The sequence below is a fragment of the Umezawaea tangerina genome (genome assembly GCF_003002815.1).
Classification (GTDB): domain Bacteria; phylum Actinomycetota; class Actinomycetes; order Mycobacteriales; family Pseudonocardiaceae; genus Umezawaea; species Umezawaea tangerina.
Map to the genome: position 1 here is coordinate 241,784 of NZ_PVTF01000014.1, position 16,376 is coordinate 258,159.

A 16,376-nucleotide genomic window follows, 5' to 3' on the forward strand; every position below is an offset into this window, starting at 1 on the left:
GCGGGACGCGATGGCCAAGGCGATCCCGTGGGGCGGCGGGCCGCACCGCGAGAAGGGACATCTGGCCTCGCGCGCGGTCCAGGTAGCGCTCGGCGACCTCGAGGGGTTGGGCGCCGCCCACCGTCTCGGCCAGGACCGGACGGCGACGGTCGCGGTATTGGACCGGGAGCTGCTGGCCCGGATTGCCGCGGTGTGGGGGCGTTAGATCCGCCAGTGCCGTGCAGCACGAAGGGCCCCGCACCGCTCGGTGTGGGGCCCTTCGTCGTCTGGTTAGGCCAGGTGCTCGCGCAGCGCCGCGGCGATCGTCGCCGCGGTCACCCATCCGTCCGGTTCGGCTGCCACGTCCGCCGCGGCGACCGGCTCGCCGGTCAGCTGGATGTCGTCGCTGGGCGGGTAGACCCGGACCGTGGTCCCGCCCGGCTGCAGCGGCACCACCTGCCCGCCCGGCCCGCGCAGTGCCATGACCTGGTGGTCGCCGTGACCGGGGTCCACCCGCACGTGGTCGACCACGGCCTCCACCCCGTCCGCCCGCAGCAGCGCGGCGACCGCTTCGGCCAGGCTGTCGGACACCGAGATGATCCTGGCAGCCCGAGAGATCCCGGACAGCCGCTCGGACGGCGGCACCGCGACCAGACGGCCGTCGTCGTCGCGTACCGGCGCGGGCTCGACATCCCGATCGGCCCAACGAGTCCGGGCGTCCTGCTCAACGCGGGTGGGGTCGACGGTCCTGACCATGCGGTTACTCCTCTGGTTAGCTGCGACGGGCAGCCTATGCGACCTGCCCAGCACGACGACCGGGTCGAGGGTTGATGTAGCGCTAGGGCCGGGAGGCACGAAGGTAGAGGCATGGTCGACTCCGAGGACAGCACCGCCAGCACACCCACACCGGCAGCAGGGGTGGTGCGGCCGCCGTTGCCGCAATGGACCGTCCCGGTGGTCGCGGTGGTGGTGCTGGCCGTGACCGCGGTGGCGTCGCTGCTGCTGTGGAACTGGGTCAACAGCCTGCAGCTGAAGCAGGAGCAGCGGGCCACCGCGGTGCTGGAGGTGTTCAAGCTCGCTGCGTCGGTTGCCGTCGGCGGCGGTGGGCTGTTCGCCCTCTACTTGGCCGCGCGACGCCAACGCACCCAGGAGCTCGAACTCGCACAACGCGAGAAAGTCCAAGCCCACGCCGAGCGGGTCGCGGAGGCTACCGAGCGGGATGCGGCGGAGCGGCGGATCACCGAGTTGTACGCCAAAGCCTCTGACCAACTGGGCTCGGAGAAGGCCGCGGTCCGGTTGGCCGGGTTGTACGCGCTGGAGCGCCTCGGTCAGAGCACGCCGGGCCAGCAGGAGGCGATCGGCAACCTGCTGTGCGCCTACCTACGCATGCCCCACCCCAAACCCCGCGAGCTACCTGAAGACTCCACGGCAGAGCAACTCGAAGCACACGCACTCGCCCAAGCCCTGTACGACCAAGAGCGCGAGACACGACAGACGGCACTGGACATCCTCACCCGCCACCACCCCGAAGCCGAGCAAGGCTGGACAGCGCTGCCGATCCTACTCAGCCGCGCCGATCTAATCGGTGCGAACCTCACTCGCGCGAACCTCGCCCGCGCGGACCTCACCGACGCGGACCTCACCAGCGCGAGACTCGGATTCGCGGACCTCACCTACGCGAGCCTCGGATTCGCGAACCTCACCAACGCATACCTCATCGACGCGCGCCTCACCGGCGCGAACCTCGTCCGCGCGCGCCTCATCGGCGCGAACCTCGTCCGCGCGGACCTCACTGGCGCGCGCCTCGCCGGCGCGCACCTCACCCGCGCGGACCTCACCCGCGCGTACGCCCGCGCGAACCTCACCGGCGCGAACCTCACCGGCGCGGACCTCGTCGACGCGAACCTCACCGGCGCGAACCTCGCCCGTGCGGACCTCACCCACGCGGACCTCACCCGCGCGGACCTCACCCGCGCGTACCTCGTCGACGCGAACCTCACCGGCGCGGACCTCGCCCGCGCGGACCTCACCCACGCGGACCTCACCCACGCGGACCTCACCGACGCGGACCTCAGAGGCGCGTACCTCAACGACGCGGTATACGACGACAAGACCATCGTTACCGGGGTGATCGTGGACGAGAACACCAAGGGGATGTGGTGGTGAGGTTCAGGCCGACATCGCAGCACCGTGTGGCGTCGGCTATGCGGAGCCGAACTGGCGCAGCTCCTCGAGGAGAAACCCGCGGGTGCGGTCGGGGTAGCGGTCGACGTTGCGGCGCTGCTCGGAGGGCAGCCCGGTCGCGTCGCTGATCTCCCGTGCTAGCGCGGCCACGATCGCCTGCCGCTGCGCGTCGCTCGCCCCGTCAGGCACCCGGCCGAGCCGCTCGGCCAGGTCCGCGGTCGACACGTGGCCGGTCTCGTCGTCGGCGAACAGCGCCAGCACGGCGTCGACCACCGACAGCGAGCCCTGCGCCTGGGCGGGCGCGGGCGGGGTGATGTTGCGCTGGGACTCCTCGACCGCAGGCAGGTCCCACAGCGCGGCCAGGTCGTCGGACATCTGGTCCCGGCGTCCGACCCCGGCTGCCGCGGCGTCGGTCGCCGCGGTCTCGCGCTTGACCTTCTTGATGGCGTCGCGCAGCTGCTGCCGCCCGCCCTTCGCTGCGCCCGCGTCCGGCTTCGGCGGGGCGCTGGCCGGGCCCGTGGTGGGGATCGAGGTCTTCCCGTCGGTCCGGTGGGCGTCGATGAACGCGGAGAAGGTCGGCGAGTCCGCGGCCTGGAAGTAGGCAAGGATCGAGGCGATCCGGTCAGGGTTCCAACGGCCGGTCCACAGGTCGCCCAGCGCGGCGGCCTCCTGCGCGTTCAGGGTGCCGATGGTGTCGGACTCGTCGGCGCGCATCGCGAACTCCGCGATCAACTCCTTGGTGTAGTAGCAGGCCTTGCCCTGGCTGGGCGGCGCGTCCGAGCTGACCGCCAGGTACATCGCGTTGTTGCGCAACGCCAGCGCGTCGAGCTTGGTGCCCTTGAGCATCTCGCCAGCGTCGTGCCTGGACGCCGAGTAGAACGCGGCCCGGCGGGCGACGTTGGACAGGAAGTCGCGCACCGGCACGCCCCAGAACTTGTCCGTCAGCCGCTGCGTGGACACCTCAAGTTCCACGCCCTCGGAGCGGCCCTTGGACCCGATGTCCATGATCATGTCCCAGACGTCGAGCAGCTGGCCGCTGGGCAGCCGGAACTTCGGCCTCGTCAGACCGCCCTGGGCGTTGGGCAGCTTGAACGAGGTCAACGCGTCGACCTCGTCCAGCTGGATCAGCACCCGCGGGTGCTCGGCGGAGACGACCAGGTTGCCGCCGTCGCGCGGTGTGTCGGGCGAGGACATGCGGTAGGTCATCAGCGCGTGCCCGGCGGCCACGACCCGGATCGCGGACCAGAAGTCCGCCTCGCTGCCGCTGGAGCCGCCGCCGATCATCGCGTACACCGGGCGCCCGACCCGCCCGTCGACCAGCGGCTGGATGAACGGCCAGATGAACGACTCGAACTTCGACACGCCCGCGGCCAGGTTGAGCACGTGCGCGCGGCGCGAGAGCTGCGCGGTGAGGCCGTGCTCGTAGGTGGACTTGCCCGAGCCGGACGCGCCCACTGCGCACCCGTGCGGTCCGGACTCGGACGGGTCGATCAGCTTGCCGTCCTCCCACCGGCCGAGGTCCAGTGGCTCGGTCGGGTCGTCGACCGGCTGGACCTCCTCGGGCGGCTGGATGGTCTCGGTGAGCACGCGACGCAGTCGGACCCGGATGGCCACGATCATGGCGTTCTCGGTCGGGGTGATCGTGATGTCGTCGTCGCCGATCTGCACGCCGTCCTCGCCGAGCACGCGGGCGGCGATGCCGACGATCTTGCCCTTGGCAGCGACGACCGAGCGGGCGGTGTCGGTGCGCTCCGGATCCAGCCGGATCCACACCGTGTAGCCGGACCAGTTGTCTTCCGGCCCGTGGTGCAGGGTGGTCGCGCCGAACCCGGCCCTGGCCATGATCTCGCCCCACGTGCCGGTCGCCTTCACCTCCTTGTTGCGGTAGTGGATGCGGGAGCGCGGGTCACGGGCGGAGGCGACGCGGTAGCGCAGCTGGGTGTATGCGGCGCCGAACGCGACCCCGCCCGCGACCAAGCCGAGCAGAGGTGCGGGCTGCCACATGTCGTTGAACATGTCGCTTGCCGACGCGATCCACGCCCAAGCGCCCATCGCCAGGCCGGTGACGCCGCCGAGGTAGCCGCTGGGGTGCACGTACTGCTCGGTGGTGTCCGACGACCCGTCGACCACCGCGGCGCCGACGCCCATGCCGAGAAACCCGGCGACGCCGACGCCGATCGCCAGGGTCGGTGTCGACAGGTCCAGGTGATCGATCCCGATGCCAGCCGCGCCGGTCCAGGTGGTGACGTTGAGCGGGTGCCACCAGCACGGGTGCGGCAGGCCATCGCGGGCCAGGGTCTGCCACACCGGCAGCCGTCCGCCGCGCGGCGTGGACTTGCGCGGCAGCGGCGCGGTCTCCGGCAGCGGCTGCTCGTCGAGCAGCTGCTCGTCGTCGTGCTCTTCGTCGGCGGTCACGGTGTCATGGTCAGGCACGACGGCCCCTCCTGTCGGTAGTCGATCCGGGTGGTGAACAGCCCGCCAGCCCCGGAAGCAGGGCCGGCGGGCTCGGCGAGCACGGGCTGGGTCAGGCGTCCGGACGCGTGCTGTGGTCCCACAGCTCCTTGTTCGCCTCGTCGTCGAGCAGCCGCTCGAGGCGGGTCCCGTTGGCACCCACCCACGCCTCGGTGCCCTCCTGGATGTCAGCGGCCATGCCCTGTGCCGAGGGGCCGAAGGACGCGGTGATCTCGTGGGCGCCCCCGGAGACCGGCAGCGTCTCGGCCGCGATCTGGGCGTCTGCCGCGACCCGGTCGGCGAGCGCCTCGTACAGCTCCTGCAGGTCCATGTGCCACTTGTAGACGGTCAGCGCGTGCGGGGCCTCGCCGCCGCCCAGCGGGCCGCCTTCGCGGATCGCCTCGATCAGCGGGCGGAGGTTGGTCGCGATATGGACGTCGGACAGGTCGGTCATGGTGCTCCTCGGTCGTGCGGCCGCCGGCTCGACGAGAGCGGGCGGGATGAACGGTGTGGTGGGCAGGTAGGCCCAAGGGCGCAGGCCGACGCCGACGGCGACCAACAGGCGCCGCAGCTCCGGGCGCAAGCCGTCGAACGGGACGGCGAGCGCGCGGACGGATGCGGTCCGGACGGCCAGCAGGCGGATCCCGGCGCGCTGCGCGGACTGCATCCACGCCGCCGAGCACACCGACGCCAGCGCCGCCAGGAACAGGCTGGTGTTGCGGCCCCGCCGGTACCCGAACGCCACACCGCGGCCGACGCGGTCGAGCAGGCGGCCCAGCAGCCAGCGCTGCCACCACCGGTCGTTCTGGCGCAGCGGGCGCCCGGCCATGCGCCTCTTGAACATCCGCCACAGCTTGCGGTAGAGCTTGCGGCGCTTCTTGCGGGCGTTGCGCTTGCTGTTCTTGTGGGCCGCCTTCGCCGCCTTCGCCGCCTTCGCCGCCTTCGCGGAGCCGCGGAACAGCCGGGCCAGTCCGCGCCGGAGCAGACCGGAGCGGCGCGACGTCGTGCCGGTGATCTTCCCGCCGCCCTTGCCACGGCCCTTGCTCTTGCCGCCCGGTGCCGTCCCGTCCCGGCGGCGGCTGCCCGGCCGCCCGGCGACCCGGCCCAGCAGGCGCCCCGTCCCGCGTGCCGCCCGTCCCGCCGCCCGCGCTGCCCGACCGAGACGGGACGGCCCCTTCGAGCCCTTCCCGCCGCGTCCCGTCCCGGACGTGCCGGTCGCGCCGGACGGCCGTCCCGTCCCGCCCTTGCGTCCCGTCCCGCCGGTGCCAGGACGTCCCGCCCCGCGCCCACCGGCGGGACGGGACGAGTTCGACCGGGACGTCCCGGCAGCCCCCGACCGCGCCCCGGCGCCGACCGGGACGGGACGCTTCCCTCCCGTCCCACGTCCCGCCCCGGCGGCGTGCCGGGATGAGGCCGCCCCGCGTCGTCCCGCGAGCGCGGCACCCAGACGTCCCGCCCGCCCGCGTCCTGGGACGCGGGAGCCGGGCGTCCCGCCGAGCAGCCTGCGCCGGGACGTCCCGCCTCCCACGCCCATCCCGGCGCGTCGTCCCGTCGTCCCGCGTCCCAGGACGGGCTTGGTGCGCAGGACGGCGCGCGTCCCGATCAGGCCGACCGTCCCGGCCCCGACCGCGGTCGCGACCGGACCGAACGCCACGGCGGACTGGAGCAGGCCGACCGCGCCGAACGGCGCGGCCGCGATCGCGGTGCTGACGGCGTGCCTGCCTGCGGCCCGTGGTGCTGGGGCCCTGGTGGCGGTGCTCATGGCGTTCCTCCAGTGCTCAGGGGGCTGAGGGGCGACTCGGGGTCTCGGGTGTCTCGGCTCGGCCGAACCCGAGACACCTCGGCGTGCTCAGGGGCGAAAACCGGGTCTGACCTGCGAGTCGGGCCGAGTCGAGACGCCGAGACACCCGAGACCCCGAGTCGGCGAGACCCCCGCCCGGTCCGCGGGGAGCGGACCGGGCGGGGAAGCAGCGCGCGGCGGGCGCGGGCGGGCATCAGCTGGCCTCGACGTGCACGGCGTGCAGGTCCGGGCGGCCCGAGTCCGGGGAGTCGACCTCGGCCAGGAGCTTGGTCGCGCGGCCGTGCCCCATGGGCAGGTGCTTGCGCAGCAGGTTCGGCGTCGGCAGCGTCCCGGTCGCGTCCCGGTACGCGCGGATCACCTGCCATGCCTCCTCGGCCGGGACGTCGCCGCGCTGCTTGAGCGTCCTGGCCATCTCCTCCCAGGACGTCCCGTCCTGCGTGGCGGCGGGCGCGGCCGGGACGGCGGGACGCTGCTCAGGAGCGGGCGGGACGTCCCGGTCGGCGTCCGTCGTCTCGTCGTTCCGGGATGCCGGGACGACAGGACGGCCCTCGGGACGGGACGCCGCCGTCGGGACAAGACGCTCCTCGCGGGACGAGACGGGCGCCGGGACGGCGGTCGCCGCGTCCCGGGACGGCGCGGGCAGCGGGACGCGCTCGGCCGCGGCCTTCGTGGCGGGACGTTCCCGCCGGACCGTCTTGGGACGCTCGTCCTGGGACGGCGCCGGGTCGGGACGCACGGCGGGCGCCGTCCCGGCGTCCCGCTGCTCGGACGTCGCAGGGGCGGTCTGGCTGATCGCGAGCAACGCGAACCCGGAGATCGTCATGAGGCCGTCGACCACGAGCGGCCCGACCCCGGCGCCGATCCAGTCGTACCCCCACGACAGCAGCACCTCGTGGATGTGGCCGTAGGAGATGACCGCCGACCCGAGCGCGACTACCCCGACGCCGCCGAAGCGCACCAGCATCCACGCCCAGGTGTTCTTCCACGGCGTGCGGGAGAGCACCTCGATGGCGATCAGCAGCATGACCGGCCACACCGCGGCGCCGAGCTGGGTGGCGATCGTCGGGTCCGGGTGGGGGTTCTCGGGGGTGGCCAGCCACGCGGCCAGCCAGTTGCCCGCGATGGACACCAGGCTCCCGAGGGCGAACCCGGACCACGCGACGAACCGGGCACCCGCGTGGGTGGAGGTGGTGCTCACTGGATCAGTCCTTCCGGTTGAGCAGGGTCAGGTGCGGGCGGGGCCGTCGGGGCAGGGCTGCCCCTGGCTGAAGCGGTGGCGGCCGGTGACGAGGTCCGGGACGGGGTAGGCCTCGGCGGGGTCGATGAGCACCTCGGTGAGCGGCCCGTCGACGGGGTCTGCGGCGGGCACGCAGATCACGTAGTGGACCTGGTCGGGCCCGCGGCCGGACGTGCCGGGGCCCTCGTGCCAGATCACCAGCGCCGGGTCGGGATGTGTGGCGGTCGGGACGACCGCCGTCGCGATGACGAGCACGAGGGCGGCGGCGCGTCTGAGTGCGCGGCGGTCGAGGGTGACGGCCATACCGTGCCTCCTGAGGAGTCTGGTCGAGTTGGGAGTCCGCTCAGCCTCAAACCGTACACGCCCGTGTACGGTTTGAGGCATGCACATCCCGATTGCGGTCGAAGATCCGCCAGGCGCGTGGGTCTTCCCGCCGCCCGGGGCAAGATGCACAGTTGTGTACGAACCTCCTGTTCCGATCCGCCAGCTCGCCGACGAGCTGGGGGTGGGCATGTCGCTGCTGCACCGCCAAGTGCGCTTCGGCAAGATCCCGGTCATTCGGGTTGGTAATCAGGTGTGCGTCACACCGGACGTTGCGCGCCGGATCAAGGCATGGCGTACGGAGCATCCTGCGTTCACGCGTTGGCCCAATTTCACGTAGCTTGAGCTGCCGACCGGCGGGGGCGATGCTTGACCCGGCAGCACCGGTGAAAGTTGAGGAGGACTCATGACTGTGATCCTGCGGACCCTCAACGGCGTGCCCGTCACCATCACCCACGACGAGCCCGAGGCCTGGGCACTCGCGGTGTCGGAGTTCCACTACTCCACCCCCGACGTCGGCGGTGTGCACTGCTTCAGCCACGGCGGCAAGTACGACGCGACCAACCGGCGTGGTCTGAAGCAGGTGGACGTAGTGCGCGAGTTCGCGATCGACTGCCTTGACGCGGATCGGGACCGGCTGATGGCCGCGTGGGCGGCCGGGTGCAACCGTGGATGACACGGGTGCATGGACGCCGCTCAGAGCAGAGGCCTTGGAGAGCGCGGCTGAGCGGCTGCAGCTGACGCACGCGGCCAAGCTGGCCCACGCGAAGATGGTCATCACGATGGTCGAGCAGGCGCTGGAGCTCGAGCAGGTTCCCGAGCGGACCAGGCGGCGTGTGGTCAACACCCTCTTGTGGGGACACCCCGACGGCATGCGGGCCGCCGAGACAGTTGCAGCCCACGAGCGGCGCATCCGGGAGCACATGGTCGCGGAGATCGCGGTCCCCAACGAGTTCCGCCAACTGCTCAACGCACCGCAGTGCCCTGCGGCCCCTGGCGCTGGAGCGCTCGGGTAACGCGGTGCCCGCGGTTGTGCGACATTCCCGGCATGCGCATACCACTGCTCATCCTCGCGGTCGCCGGAACGCTCGTAGCCTGCGGTACCGCCCCTGAACCTGCACCAGCGGCAGCGCCCACGTCCAGCACGTCCAGCACGAGCGCCACGACCGCGACCACCCCTGCCCCGCCTGCCATCACGGCCAGCGCCGGCGGTCTCACCCCGCAGGGCTTCCTCCCGAAAGTCCTCGGTCAGGTGTCCGGCTTGGACTGCGACGGCAGCATCGAGTCGTGCCAAATCAAGTTCACCGTGGACAAGATCGACATCAATCCCGCCTGCCAAACCAACAGCGTTCCGCCAGCAGCGGGCAACAAGACCGTGGTCCTCACCGTGTCCATGACCACCGGCACCCTCTCCGAGACCGGCGCCGCCCTGGTCGACACCATCTGGAACCCGACCTCCCTGAAGAGCCTCAGCCCGGACGGCAGCGTGGCGGACGCCGTGCCCGGCCGGTGCCTTTCCGAGGCTGGGAAGTTCCCTTTCGCGGTGCTCCCGAACGCCAAGCACACAGGGACTGTGGAGGTCGAGGTGCCAGAGTCAGCCACCTCGATCGCGTCCACCCACCCGGTGCGTGAAGACGGCGGCCGCGGGTGGGTGTGGCCGATCGGCTAGGCCTCGACGTACTGGGCGGCGAAGTCCTCGGCGCTCACCGTCGCGAACGACGCCTCCGCCGTCGACGTGCCACGCTTCGGCCCGTACGTCACCCGGTCCGTCAGCCGAGCCACCACCGTGCCGACGCGCGGGGACGACTCCAGGAACACCGCCCCGATCATCGCCGGGTCGCCGCCGCTGGACGCCTCGTCGATGATCTCCGGTGTCCAGGTGGACGTTGGCACGATCGCGGACACGAACGCCAGCAGGTCCTCGACGTTGTCGCCGGTCCACTCGATCGCTTCGAACGTGGGCTCTACCAGCTTGTACGGCATGTTTTGCTCCTATCCGGGCATGGGCTTCTGGATGATGCTGCGGTGGTCGACCGTGCCGGTGCCCGCGCTGACCCGGTATTGCATCGTGATCGTCCCGGCCGCGCCAGGCGTGAGGCCAGGGATGATGGTGGTTCGGGACGCGGTGTGGTCGTCTGTGCCGTTGGCGCTGATCGCGTAGTCGTCGGACGCTGCGACCGTGCCCGCAGCGCCGCTGATGCGGAAGCTGACGTAGGTGTAGTTCGTGCTTGAGTTGTCGATCGCTGCGTGGATCGTGACCTCGATCGACCCCGATGGGGGCGTGACGAACGCCAACGTCGCGTTGATCGCCCCGCTCAGGGTGTCGGTGTAGACCGCGCTGGTAAGGGTCCCCGTGTCGCTGATGTTCGTGAGCTGTGTCGACGTCGACGGCGCTGCGCGGTTGAGGTCGGCGGCGGTGATCTTCTGGCCTGCCTGGAACGTCACGGGTCCTCCTACAGGCCGATGCGAGCGGGCTCGGCGACGTGCACCGCGGCGTTCGCCGCGTGGGCCTTGGTGATGCCGTTCACGCCGCGGGTGACGGTCATCGTCTGGGACGCGGGTAGGCAGACGGCGCCGGACCGGCTGATCGCCGCGGCCCCGCCGGTCACGGTGAACGACGGGCCGACCGTTGGGCCAGTGCTGGTGCCGTTGCAGGCCATCCAGTCCCACACCAGCCCCTGGTCGTTGCCGAGGATGCTGGACGGCTCACCGATCTCCGCGAGCGGCGACAGCGTGGCCACGGATGTCCAGTCGTCCTGCTTCCACCCGACCATGATCACCAGGGAGGCGCCGCCCGCCATCGTCAGCGGGGCGGACACGAGGATGTCCTGCGCCGACCCGTTGAGCTGGTTGTTGCTGTCCACCACCAACGGCAATGCACCGGTGAAGCAGGCCATCTGCGCCGAGGTCGTCGCACCCGCGGCACCGCCGGTGAACGACACCGTCGGGGCGCCGAGCAGGTCGGCCGCCGTGGCGATCTTCCCGAACAACACCACGTTGCTCGCGTCGATCAGCACCACGTACCCGAGTGCCGTCAGCGCCGAGACGGTCGGCACACCGGTGCCAGAGTTCCGGATCGCTGCCAGCACCGTCAGCAGTTGGCCCTCCGCCAGCCCTGCGGGCAGGCCGGGCACCACTGATGCGTTGTCCGCGTGCGCCGCCGTCCCGGCCGCCACGAGCGCCGGTGCCGCCGCAGTGCAGGCGGTGCACGTCATCCGCTCCCCGCCGACCAGCAACGGGTACGGCACCGTCGACGACCACGTCTCTGTCCGCGACCACGTCAGCAGGCTCGTCGCCGAGCTCGTGACCGAGCTGTAGAGCACCGTCGACTCCCCGTCGAGGTAGCCGGGGTCGGTGTCGAGGACCGTCACGTCGTACGGCGCTGCGGGTGAGCAGTTGAACGTGATCACGTGCGTGAGGTTTGTGAACACCTCCCGGTAGCCGCGGGCCAGCTGCCGCACGTCGTTGTAGATCTGCGACGACTGGGCGTTGGTGATGACCACCAGGTCGTCGATGTTCACGTCCAGCGCTGCGCGTGCCAGCGCGTCGGTGATGTTCGGCGACCCGAGGTCCACTGTGAACTCGGGGATGCGGTACTCGTCGACTGTGCCCAACGCGAGCTGCCACCCGGCGGCGTCCTGCAGTTGGGAGTCGAACTCGGTGTTCACCTCGTAGGAAGTCTCATACCGGCCGGTGCCGCCCGACACCGCGGGCAGCACCGACATGGGGCCCTCGGCGAGCTCGGCGCGGAACGAGGACCCGTCGGTGCGCTTGGCGGTGACGTCGTTGCGCACCAGCTGGTCGTCGTCGATCGGCTCCCACGGCGGGGCGACCTGCCCGGCGGACAGGTCGAGGGTGAGCATCGGCTGCTGGGCGTACTCGGACGCGAGGGTGCGGTACTCGAGCACCGGCGCGGAGGCGAGCGTCACCGCGCGGGACTCGTACAGGGTGCCTTGGTCGGTCTTCGCGCATTGGCGCAGCAGCGTCAGCAGCGGCGAGACGCGTTGAGCGCCCATGGTGACGGTGTCGTCAAGGTCGTACCCGATCAGCGGCACCAGGTTCTCCGCGCACAACCGGCGCGCGCGGAGTCCGGCGGCCTCACCGACGTAGGCGTTGAACTCGTCCATCACGTCGGACATGGAGGTGATCGAGGACTGGACGGTGACGTGCCCGATGACCGTGGACCCGATCGTCGCCGCGGGGGTGAACGCCGCGGACGCGTTGAAGTCGAGGTAGGTGGCCTGCTTGATCGTGTACCCGACCAGAGTTCCGGAGGTGGTGGCGACCGCGCTGGCGCCGACCTCGTACACGCTCAGCCGCCAGTCGACGTTGGCGCCGTTCTGGTCGAGCTCGAGCGACACCCGCAGGAGCTTCCCGTCCACTGCAAACGGTGCCGCGGGCGACACCAGGATGTTGTTCACGCTTCGGTCGTAGGCCTCGACGGTCAGGGTGCCCGTGGTCTGGTAGAGGATCTGCCACAGCCGCGCGGACCCCGTGCCCCACACGCGCGCGATCACGGAGTTAGTGGCGACACCGGAACCGCTGTCCGGGACACGCATGACGAACCGCAGCTGGGTGCTGCCGTTGATGGTGGCGTTGTAGTTCGGGATGAGCCCGCCGACGACCGCGCTCCCGAGGGTCGGAAGTGGCGCTGACGAGCGGAACTCGGAGTTCGCGGCGAAGTTCGGCTGGGCGTCGGACTGCACGTCCAGGGGTGTGCCGTCGAGCACCGCGGATTCGAACCGGGTTGCCGAGTCGCCTTCCTCCATGGGCCAGTAGGCGACGAGGTCTGTGGCGCCGGGGATGGCGCGGCGCAGCGCGGACAAGACGTTTGCGTCGCCGGTGGAGAACCGGCGCAGCGCCCCCGCGCCCTGGATGGCCTGGGCCGTGAACTTGCCCGAGATGTCCCGGAGGGGCCTGAACGAGGCGATCTCCCCGGCGAACCGGTCCGCACGCACGACGAAGCTCTTGTAGCTCACGACGAAGTTGGCGTTGGTGTTGCCCGTGCCTGTGGCGGTGCGCAGCCCGACCCACCCGGCCTTCTTGGGCACACCGGACTGGTAGCCCTCGACGGTCCACAGGACTGGTTCTCCTTGGTCGGTGCGCCACACCTTGGCGGTGAGGTACCGGCCGGACACCACAAGGCGAGCGGAGAAGTCGACGCCGGTGGCGTAGGTCAGGCCGGGCACGGTGACCGACGCGACGAGCACGGCGCCGTCGTCGGTGCGGATGCCGCACGTGACGCTGTTGTCGGGGTTGATCTCGATCCGGACGTACAGGAAGTCGGTCAGACTCTGGCCGTGAGCGATCAGTCCGCCGGGCAGGACGAACGCGCCGGTGACCGCGGCCGAAGTGGACCAGGTGCACTCGAGGTCGACATCGGCGTGCAGTGCGTCGGCGAGGTAGGCGATCCTGGTGTTGGTCGCCGCAGGCACCACCACGGTGCCGATGCCGCCGGACTTGTCGAAGTCCGCGTCGGTGGGGACGGGGACGTTCCCGGTGACGCTGTGCGTCCACGCTTGCCCGCTGGTGGCCGTGCCCCACCCGTTGACGACGGTGGTGCCGAACTCCTCGTGCTCCTGCTGCTTGCGTACCTGCAGTGGCGTTCCCTTGCCCAGGAAACCGAAGTACTGCGACATGGGGTTGCGCCTGCTGTAGTCCCCGGCGGGATCTTTCAGCACGAAATCACACGACCCCGACGGGGTGTCGACTGAGCCGTCGGTACGGCCTTGGGTGATGTCGACGCCTCTCGACCACAGCACGTCCTCCGAGATGTTGCGCCATTTCACGCCGGGGTCGGTGGCCGAGTCACAGCAGATCTCGACCAGGACGTCGGGGCTGTCCGGGTAGCTCATTGCTTCCACCCGTTGGCATTCATCCCGCCGTTGTTCTTCAGGGCCTCCGCGATCCAAGCGATGAACACGCGCTGGTCGAACAGCCCGCGGGGTGCGGCGCCGAAGTCGAAGTTGAGCTGCGGCTGGACCAGGATCGTCGGCTGTGCGCCGTTTCCGGATGATCCGTCCTCACCGCGCACCGGCCGGTCCATCAGTGCCACCCCGCCGCCGGTGCGTGACGTACCGCCTTGGTTGGCCAGCGCCATCACCGCGTCACCGCCAGCACCTTCGTTGATGGCTTGGAGCAGTGGCAGGTGCTTGGCGGTCGCCTCCCGGTTGACCATGAACTCCTGCGGGGTAGCCATGATCGGCACGCTGTCGACGTCCGGGCCGTTGCCGGGGATCAGACCACCGTCGTTGTAGCCCAGTGCCGCGCGCGCGTTGTTGGCGGCGGCGGCGACGGCGTTGGCCGCCGTCGTCACGCCGGTGGTCACCACGTTCACGTACACCGTCTTGCCGGTCAACGCGTTCACTGCACCCTGCACAGCGGAAATCGCGTCCTGCGCCGCCGTGGTGGCAGCGTTGATCGTGATGTCCTTCTGGCCGGGGATCGACACGATGCTGTTGCCCAGCCCGTCCGTGCGCACCGTCGCACCCAACGCGGCCAGCTCCGCGCTGTTCATCCCGGACACCGTGTTCAGCAGCGAGTCCGACGCCTCCAACCCCGCGGCGCTCATCTGCTGGATCGCCCCGATGTACATCTGGTTCGCCTCGGTGTTGCTGCCCGTGGACGCCGTCAACGCCGTCCCGGTCTCCACCAAGCTCTGCTGCGCCGCAACAAGGTTGCCGCCCTCCGCGGTCGCCTGCTGCGCGGACAGCACCCCCAGGTCCATCAGCCGGTTGTTCTCGTCCAGCACGGTGTTGAAGTCGCGGGTGGACTGCGCCGCGTTCACCTGCGCCTGGGTGAAGGTCAGCAGGTCCGGGCCACGTTGCACCCCCGCCCCCAGGTCGTTGCCCTTGGCCGCAGTCGGTGGGATCACCCGCGGGTAGCCCGTCTGACTGCTCGTGTCGCCGATGCCGCGGTCGGTCCCCACTGGCACGTGGGTGTCGACCTTCCCCTGGTACATCGGGCTTCTCAGGTCGAGCATGTCGGCGATGGCCGCCGCCGCCTTGCGTGCGTCGCCGGGGATGTCGCGGATGTCGTACCAGAGCTGCTCCTGTGCTTCCTTCGACCCCTGCGCGGGGACGTTCTCCCCACCGAGCGCCTTCTCCAGGTTCGTGACGCTGGGCTGGCCTGCGGCGTTCTTGGCCTTGTTCTCCGGGTCCCGACCCATCGGGTTGATCGCGGCGGCCGCGATCCGACCGATCTCGTCCGTCGCCTCACCGGCGATCTTGGATACCGTCGCGCCCCACGTCCGGATCTCGGTCTGGTTGTCCGCGGTCCACGTGGAGATGTCGCCCAGCACCCCGAAGAAGCCCTTGAACGCCGCCGCCGCACCGTCCCCGGCGAGTTCGAAGGCGACCTTCATGTCCGGGGCTTTCTCCGACAGGTCCCCGATGCCGTCGCCGATCGCCCCGAACACCTTGTCCCCGAGGGACCCCAGGCCCTCAACGACGGGCCCGGCGTTCTTCACGGCCTTCTCGATGCCGGGGGCCAGCTCCTCCAGCCAGCCGATGGGCATCTGGATGAAGTCGTCCACCAACGGCTCGGCGTTGCGGAAGATCCGCTCCAGCGAGGGGCCGAGGCTGTTGTCCCACGCGTCGGCGACGTGCTTCGCCCCGTCGACGAACTCGTCCTCGAGCAGACCCGCGCGGCGGGTCGCGTCCTCACTGATGCCCTTCCAGGTGTCGCCCCAGGCCTTGCTGACTTTCTCGTTGTCCTTCAGGAAGAACGCGGCGAGACCGACCGCGCCACCGGCGGACAGGGCCACGGACAGGCCACCGACCAGCCCGGCGCCGACGGCCAGGCCGATGCCGCCCGCTTGCGCGCCGAGCGCCCCACCCACCCCGTAGAACGCGCCCTTGACCGACTTCTCCAGGGACTCCGCGGCGGAGGAGTTGAACTTGTACTTCAGGTTGGACGAGACGTCCTTGCTGATCTGCTTGCCAACCTTCGCCCCGGTGCCCTTGGTCGAGGCGGTGATGGAAGAGTCGATCTCCCTACCGGTGGTGTTGCCCAGGCCCTTGGTAGCGGAGCTGAACCCATCCGAGAACTTCTTCCCGGCCCGTTCTCCGGCGTCCTTGGTGCTGGCGATGAGGCCTTGGGTGACCTGGCGGCCCATCTTCTCGCCGGACCCCTTGGCCCCGGCGGTGATGTCCGCAGCAACCTGCTTGGAGACCTTGGCGCCTGTGCCCTTGGTGCCCTTGATGATCTCCAGGTTGAACGCGTCCGCGGCCTCCTTGCCTGCCTTGGACGCGTTGGCCCGTGCCGCGGCGAACCCGGCCGCAGTGCGGTCCTCCGAGGTAAAGATGATCTTGACTTCGTTGGTCACGGGTCACCTCCCTTGGCCAGGCGCTCCAGGCTCAGCAGCCGCAATGAGCGGGTGCCCATCGCGAGAATCTCGTCAGG

15 protein-coding genes are annotated in these 16,376 nt (G+C 70.7%); 6 read left to right on the forward strand and 9 right to left on the reverse strand.

Annotation, left to right across the window (positions count from 1 at the left end; all coding sequences use genetic code 11):
• The first annotated feature begins 10 nt into the window (after positions 1-10).
• Complete coding sequence (locus CLV43_RS38175; RefSeq protein ID WP_106193834.1) at positions 11-205, forward strand: hypothetical protein; 195 nt, start codon at positions 11-13, stop codon at positions 203-205.
• 65 nt (positions 206-270) lie between these two features.
• Here the strand turns inward: CLV43_RS38175 and CLV43_RS38180 are convergent, their stop codons facing one another.
• Positions 271-735, reverse strand: a complete 465-nt coding sequence (locus tag CLV43_RS38180; RefSeq protein ID WP_106193836.1) for a hypothetical protein — start codon at positions 733-735, stop codon at positions 271-273.
• 111 nt (positions 736-846) lie between these two features.
• Between CLV43_RS38180 and CLV43_RS48740 the strand changes: the two genes are divergently transcribed.
• The gene (locus CLV43_RS48740; protein ID WP_211304752.1) at positions 847-2,145 is read left to right on the forward strand and encodes a pentapeptide repeat-containing protein; all 1,299 of its coding nucleotides are present in this window, start codon (positions 847-849) and stop codon (positions 2,143-2,145) included.
• 36 nt (positions 2,146-2,181) lie between these two features.
• Here CLV43_RS48740 and CLV43_RS38190 read toward each other — a convergent pair whose 3' ends face one another.
• The 4 genes from CLV43_RS38190 to CLV43_RS38205 all read right to left on the reverse strand — a co-directional run bounded on the left by CLV43_RS38190 (position 2,182) and on the right by CLV43_RS38205 (position 7,955).
• A complete protein-coding gene (locus tag CLV43_RS38190) occupies positions 2,182-4,578 on the reverse strand; it encodes a hypothetical protein (protein WP_106193838.1) in 2,397 nt (798 codons plus the stop codon).
• 109 nt (positions 4,579-4,687) lie between these two features.
• Positions 4,688-6,376, reverse strand: a complete 1,689-nt coding sequence (locus CLV43_RS38195; RefSeq protein WP_106193839.1) for a hypothetical protein — start codon at positions 6,374-6,376, stop codon at positions 4,688-4,690.
• Between the two features lie 232 nt (positions 6,377-6,608).
• Positions 6,609-7,613 carry a hypothetical protein gene (locus tag CLV43_RS38200; protein ID WP_106193841.1) on the reverse strand — a complete coding sequence of 335 codons (1,005 nt, stop codon included), beginning with the start codon at positions 7,611-7,613 and terminating at the stop codon, positions 6,609-6,611.
• 27 nt (positions 7,614-7,640) lie between these two features.
• Complete coding sequence (locus tag CLV43_RS38205; protein WP_106193842.1) at positions 7,641-7,955, reverse strand: hypothetical protein; 315 nt, start codon at positions 7,953-7,955, stop codon at positions 7,641-7,643.
• A 79-nt stretch (positions 7,956-8,034) separates the two neighbouring features.
• Here CLV43_RS38205 and CLV43_RS47390 point away from each other — a divergent pair, with 79 nt between their 5' ends.
• From CLV43_RS47390 to CLV43_RS38220, 4 genes are all read left to right on the forward strand, one after another.
• Positions 8,035-8,313, forward strand: coding sequence for a hypothetical protein (locus CLV43_RS47390; protein ID WP_146175075.1), 279 nt, complete (start codon positions 8,035-8,037; stop codon positions 8,311-8,313).
• A 66-nt stretch (positions 8,314-8,379) separates the two neighbouring features.
• Positions 8,380-8,649, forward strand: a complete 270-nt coding sequence (locus tag CLV43_RS38210) for a hypothetical protein (protein WP_106193844.1) — start codon at positions 8,380-8,382, stop codon at positions 8,647-8,649.
• 34 nt (positions 8,650-8,683) lie between these two features.
• The gene (locus tag CLV43_RS38215) at positions 8,684-8,989 is read left to right on the forward strand and encodes a hypothetical protein (RefSeq protein ID WP_106193846.1); all 306 of its coding nucleotides are present in this window, start codon (positions 8,684-8,686) and stop codon (positions 8,987-8,989) included.
• Positions 8,990-9,234: 245 nt separating this feature from the next.
• Positions 9,235-9,642, forward strand: a complete 408-nt coding sequence (locus CLV43_RS38220; protein WP_106193847.1) for a hypothetical protein — start codon at positions 9,235-9,237, stop codon at positions 9,640-9,642.
• Here CLV43_RS38220 and CLV43_RS38225 read toward each other — a convergent pair.
• The 4 genes from CLV43_RS38225 to CLV43_RS38240 are packed head-to-tail and all read right to left on the reverse strand — an operon-like array spanning position 9,639 to position 16,299.
• Positions 9,639-9,956: a hypothetical protein gene (locus CLV43_RS38225; RefSeq protein ID WP_106193849.1), complete on the reverse strand. Its 318-nt coding sequence runs from the start codon at positions 9,954-9,956 to the stop codon at positions 9,639-9,641. The two genes, CLV43_RS38220 and CLV43_RS38225, sit on opposite strands and share 4 nt — an antisense overlap.
• Positions 9,957-9,965: 9 nt before the next feature.
• Positions 9,966-10,418 (reverse strand): hypothetical protein, encoded by a 453-nt coding sequence (locus CLV43_RS38230; RefSeq protein ID WP_106193851.1) that lies wholly within the window; start codon positions 10,416-10,418, stop codon positions 9,966-9,968.
• An 8-nt stretch (positions 10,419-10,426) separates the two neighbouring features.
• On the reverse strand, positions 10,427-13,828 hold the full coding sequence (locus tag CLV43_RS38235) for a hypothetical protein (RefSeq protein ID WP_106193852.1): 3,402 nt from the start codon (positions 13,826-13,828) through the stop codon (positions 10,427-10,429).
• Positions 13,825-16,299 (reverse strand): hypothetical protein, encoded by a 2,475-nt coding sequence (locus tag CLV43_RS38240; RefSeq protein WP_106193854.1) that lies wholly within the window; start codon positions 16,297-16,299, stop codon positions 13,825-13,827. The genes CLV43_RS38235 and CLV43_RS38240 overlap by 4 nt, the downstream gene beginning before the upstream one ends.
• Between the last annotated feature and the right edge of the window lie 77 nt (positions 16,300-16,376).